The sequence below is a fragment of the Nostoc sp. CALU 1950 genome, assembly GCF_051172895.1.
Taxonomy (GTDB): domain Bacteria; phylum Cyanobacteriota; class Cyanobacteriia; order Cyanobacteriales; family Nostocaceae; genus Nostoc; species Nostoc edaphicum_A.
This window is the reverse complement of sequence record NZ_JBDNJQ010000346.1, coordinates 1-2,009: the sequence shown is the minus strand read 5'-3', so window position 1 is coordinate 2,009 and position 2,009 is coordinate 1. Positions and strand designations below refer to the sequence as shown.

1 protein-coding gene and 1 pseudogene are annotated in these 2,009 nt (G+C 42.4%); both read left to right on the top strand.

Annotated elements, in window-relative coordinates; all coding sequences use genetic code 11:
* Positions 1–1,222 (top strand): annotated as a pseudogene (locus ABF638_RS37790) (hypothetical protein); the annotation flags it as partial.
* A 382-nt stretch (positions 1,223–1,604) separates the two neighbouring features.
* The coding region (locus tag ABF638_RS37785; RefSeq protein WP_435027854.1) for a pentapeptide repeat-containing protein at positions 1,605–2,009 on the top strand (405 nt) is incomplete at its 3' end.

Below are 2,009 nucleotides of genomic sequence, written 5' to 3'. Positions count from 1 at the left end.
TCAATACAAAGAGCAGCTTGTTACAGCTAAAGCTACATTTAATGACCTGGATGCACTGCTGGCGAATGAGTTGCAATCTTATGTAGAAAAGAGAGCTATTTCATCAATTTCTGATTATATTGAGCAATCGACTGTCTCTTCAGCATTAACTGAAACAGTATTAGAACTAACACAACAACTTTCTCAAAATCAGCACCAGCTAGAAGCCGGAAGAACCATATTCGACAACCTGGAAGCAGCGATTGTTTATTTAGAGCAACTCCATAGATCGCAAAAACCAGTAGACGCAAATGCTCTTAATAAAACTCCAACTATAACCACAGATGAACCAAAGCTAAAAGATAATCAGAAAGCCGAGTTATATAAGTATTACAGTGCCGACTTGGAACACTTATTAGTGACTGACCGAGACAAAGAAATCGCTATCAGGGCATTATTAGATAATAAGCCAGTTCAAGATGTTGAAGAAATTATCTTTGCCAGTCCTGCCGGATGGACTATTGATGAAGCTAAAGCATTGGTACTCATCGCTAACAATCAACTGGCATCCAATAGAGAGGAAAAACAGAGTTCACCCGAGTTCACGCCACCACCAGAAGATGAAAGCCTACGCCCAGTGTTGCAGCATTTCTTGACTCAAAAACGCGGTATAACAAACTTCCTTGTACACCCATTACAGCAGCAGGGGTTGGGTTACATAGACCAGCACCGAAATGTTGTCTTTATCAAGCGCTCTTTAAACGGTGAAAAATCAGGCGCACTGGTTTGGGACACCGCACGTCTTGACAATCGTGCTTTCAAGTATCCCGACAGCGATCGCTCCGAGGGGTGGTTTCATTTCAAATTGGGTGGAGAGGCAGATGATAAAATCGAGAGAGTATTCTTGTGTGACTCCCCCATTGATGCGCTGTCCTTGGCAGAGATTGACAGAGACGAACACAAGGGGCAACCACCAGTGAGAACAATGTACATGGCAGTGGATGACCCGAATAACTTGCCAGTAGAATTCCTCAGAAATATCAGCAGAATTGGAGCGGCATTTAATAACGATGATCAAGGCAATGAAGCGGCCCAAGTCGTTCAGGAAATTTTACCCCAAGCTAAAAGAATTGCACCTAGTGGGCGAACTTGGAATGAGATTCTTGTTGAACAGCAGCAACAGAAGCAACAGCAGCAAGAGGATCTGGAGCAAAAGCAACGCTCTAGGGGTTTTAGCCGATGATTTCATGTTGACCCGACGAACTCGTGACCGCTTCGCTCTCGGAGTCGGTGGCTCTTACGGGCATGAAGTTTATGGTTGGGCCAACTAGATCCTGCACGCCCGCAAGAGCCACTCCGCTACGCCGACTCCGAGCCACGAGTTCTTAAATCCTGAAATTGTGGAAGTATAGTAAAAACTTTCCCAAACTTTTTGGCGTACTGTGCAAAAGTTTTTGGCGTTAGCCAATCACCCAGGATTTTATAACCCGTAACTTGGGTTAATAAGCTACTATGAAATATAATTGCTGAACAATAAGTAAAGTTTTAAACTGCTTATAAAATTTATATCAGCACTATGCACCCCTATCATAATTTTAAAAAAAAATGGCTAACAACCCTCACTTATGAACGCTAAAGAATTTCTGAAACGTTATGCAGCAGGAGCAAGAGATTTCTCTGGAGTCAATCTAGAGGGAGCAATCTTGAAGGAAGTTATCTTGACAGGAGTTAACCTGAGCTACGCTTCCCTAAAAGAAACAAACTTAGAAAAAGCCAATTTAGAGAAAGTCACTCTGACGGGAGCCAATCTAGAGAAAGCTGTTATGACGGACGTTGAACTAAATAATGTTACCCTAGAAGAAGCAAATTTGACTGGAGCCGAACTAGATGATGTCCATATAAAAGGAGGCAATCTTTTCAAAGCCATCCTAACAAATGCCAAACTCCATAAAGTTTTCTCACAAGAAATCAGTTTAGAAGAAGCAGATTTGACTGGAGCCGAACTAGATGATGTCCATATAAAAGGAGGC